The 3,028-nt window shown below is 63.6% G+C and carries 2 protein-coding genes; both read right to left on the bottom strand.

Features of this window, described 5'->3' with window-relative positions:
• Nucleotides 1-98: 98 nt before the first annotated feature.
• Nucleotides 99-1,595, bottom strand: a complete 1,497-nt coding sequence (locus ABSG20_RS33550; RefSeq protein WP_423868735.1) for an MDR family MFS transporter — start codon at nt 1,593-1,595, stop codon at nt 99-101.
• On the bottom strand, nt 1,592-2,659 hold the full coding sequence (locus ABSG20_RS33545; RefSeq protein WP_423868734.1) for an HlyD family efflux transporter periplasmic adaptor subunit: 1,068 nt from the start codon (nt 2,657-2,659) through the stop codon (nt 1,592-1,594). The genes ABSG20_RS33550 and ABSG20_RS33545 overlap by 4 nt, the downstream gene beginning before the upstream one ends.
• Nucleotides 2,660-3,028 lie beyond the last annotated feature (369 nt).

Here is a 3,028-nt window from a genome sequence, read left to right as displayed (position 1 = left end):
CGGATGTTGCCATGCCCATCCTCCCTTGTTTAACCTCAGCGGCTGCACCACCGGCACCCTGCTTCGACGACGCGTTCAACGTGATGGCTCCGCGGGCATTAACTGGCCAGCCGCGGCTTGCGCAGAAAAAGCACAAGCGGGCTCACGATCAGCATGGCGAACATCAGGATCTTGAACTGGTCGATGATGGCGACGACCGCCGCCTGCTGGGTGATCATGTCGTTGAGCAGGGCAAGGCCCGGCTTGGCGATTGAGCCCGCGACATGCGCGGCGGTACGGTAGGGCGCGAGGTCCTTTGCAAGCGCGAGGTGCATGGCCTGGGTGTTGTTGTAGAAGAAGATCTGGACCACCGCGATGCCGATCGTGCTTCCATAGACGCGCGACAGGTTGAAGAGTGCGGTGCCTTCCGGGCGGAATTTCGCATCAAGCGTGCCGAGCGCCGCCTTGGTGAGTGCCGGAAGCAACATGCCGAGACCCGCCCCCTGGAACAGGATTGCCGCGGCTACCGGCCACCCATCCATCAACGGTGAATAACCGAGCATCCGCCAATGGGCATAGACCACGAGCGCCATGCCGCTGATCACCAGCAGCCGGTTGTCGATTCGTGCCGGAACGAAGCTCATCAGCACCAGCGCCCCCACCAGCGTGACGCCGCGCGGCATGAGCATGTAGCCGGCGGTATCGACGGGATAATTGAGCAAATCCTCGAGCATCGGCGCGGTCAAAGCCAAGGTCGGCAGCAGGACGAAGCCGGCGGCGAAGACCATGATCGTCGAAAGCATGAAATTGCGGTCCCTGAGAAGCGCCTCGTTGAGAAAATGTACCTTCGCCGTCAGGACGTGCACGGTGAAGAGATAGAATCCCAGGACCGAGACGGCCGCTTCGGCCCAGATTTCCGCCGAGGCGAGCCATTCCAGGCGCTCGCCGCGGTCGAGCAGCATCTGGAGGCCGATCAAGCCGAGCGAGAAGGTCGCCAGGCCGAAAAAGTCGAAGGGTGGGTTCTGTTCGGCCCTCTTCTCGGGGAGTGAGAGCGCCATCGCCACGAAGATGAAGCCCGCCATCGGCAGGCTGAAATAGAAGATCGAGGGCCAACCGTGATATTCACTGAGCCAGCCGCCGATGCTCGGGCCGGTGCTGATGCCGAGAAGCAGGCACGCCGACCACGCCAGGCTGATCCGCGCATGGCGCGCCGGCGGCAGCACATCCAGCAGGATGGCCATCGACAGAACAGCGAGAGGGCCGCTCGCGGCCCCTTGGACGATCCGGGCCAGCACGAACTGGATCGGAGTCGTCGCAAGCGTGTCAAGTATCAGGGCGAGCGCGAAGACAGCGAGGCAGAACAGATAGACCGCCTTCCGGCCATAGCGCCCCGCGAGCCAGCGCGCCATCGGCATCACGACGGCATTCGCCACGATATAGGAGGTAAACGCCCAGCCGACCTCGTCATCGGACATCGATAGTGTGCCCTGGATATGCGGCAGCGCCGCATTCGGGATCGAAATGTTAACTGCCTCCATATAGGTCGCCATTAGCGCCGCCACGATGATCGCGCGATGGCCGTCGACTCCCGTGCGCGATGCGAGAGCGGCGCTCACTTGACCTCCGCCGCGGGCGCGGGCTGGAGCGGGTGGCGCCAAGTGCGGCGATGGCCAGTGTCCACCCGCGCCGTGACACTGATGCCCGAGAACAGCGGATGGTTGGGATCGAGTTCATCGAACTCGATGCGTACCGGCAAACGCTGGACAACCTTGACCCAATTGCCGGTCGCATTCTCGGGCGGCAGCACCGCGAAATCCGATCCAGTGCCCGGACTCATGCTGACGACGTGCGCCATGAATGGACGATCGGGATAGGCGTCGACGTGGATCGTTGCCTGTTGACCCGGACGCATGTAGGTCAGGCCCGTTTCGCGAAAATTCGCCTCGACCCAGATGCGTCGGCTCGACAGCAGCGAGAACACGGCGGTGCCCGGATTGACGAAGTCGCCGACCTGGAGGTCCTCGACCCTCGCCACGATGCCGTCGTCGGGCGCCGCAACCGTCGCATAGGAGAGATCGAGCCGGGCGCGGTCGAGCTGGGCCTTGGCTGCGCGGACCGTCGGGTGGCGATCGATCTCGATATTCGGATCGCCATTCAGCGCAACTACCGTGTTGGCGATCTGCTGTTCGATCGATGAGACGTGCTGTCGAGCGACCTTGAGATCCGTCTCGGTCCGGTCGTAGACCTCACGCGGGGTGAAATCGTCGGCGACCAGCGCTTTCTTGCGGTAATACTCGCGCTCGTCATAAGCGGCCGAATCCTTGGCCGACTGTAGTTCGGCCTGTTGCTGGCGGTAGGTCGCTTTGAACCCGTCGATCTGGAGGCGCGCGCTGGCGAGCCGCGCCTCGGCCATATCGACTGCAATCTGGTAGGGCTCCGGATCGATTCGAAATAGGACTTGTCCCTGCCGGACACGCTGATTGTCCCGGACGGCGATTTCCACCGCCTGGCCGGCAACCCGGGCGTTCAAGGTTATCTTCGCCGCGCGAACGAACGCATCGGTGGTCGAGACATAAGGCTCCTCAGCGAGGTAATAGGCGGCACCCAACGCAGCCAACAGGATCGGCACTGCAAGCATCAGAGGCCGGCGCAGCCGCTCCCTGACTGTTCTTCGGGGCATCGCGGCCACGCGGTCGGATGCTGGGCCATCGACAACTCGATCGAATTGCGTCTCCTCCGCAGAGCGTGCCGTTGCCGCAGAACTCGTGGCGCTGCTCGCAGATTTTGATTCCTGCCCGGGAGCTTGCGGTCGACGGGGGTAGCCAGTTTCCGACAACCCGCCAGCGGTCTCGGCGCCAGGCGGGCGGATTCCAAGCGAACCTTCACCGTCAACCGCTGGCGTTGGCTCGGCACTCACCGACTGCCTCGCCGCCGCGCTCCCGAGTAACTCCTTGCGGTCGCCAGTCCAGCCAGCGTATGGCGAAAAATTAAGCCCCATGGAAAACCCCCGCGGCAGCTGTTGTTTCACGCAAGCCGCGCCGGGTCGGCG

The organism is Bradyrhizobium sp. (assembly GCF_049512235.1).
Taxonomy (GTDB): Bacteria; Pseudomonadota; Alphaproteobacteria; order Rhizobiales; family Xanthobacteraceae; genus Bradyrhizobium.
Note: the sequence above shows the minus strand (reverse complement) of the source record. Positions and strands in the feature narration are given on the sequence as shown.

Bases quoted from the DNA above. Each gene is read 5' to 3' on its own strand.
- ABSG20_RS33545 (WP_423868734.1), bottom strand. From the start codon at position 2,659: ATGCCCCGAAGAACAGTCAGGGAGCGGCTGCGCCGGCCTCTGATGCTT.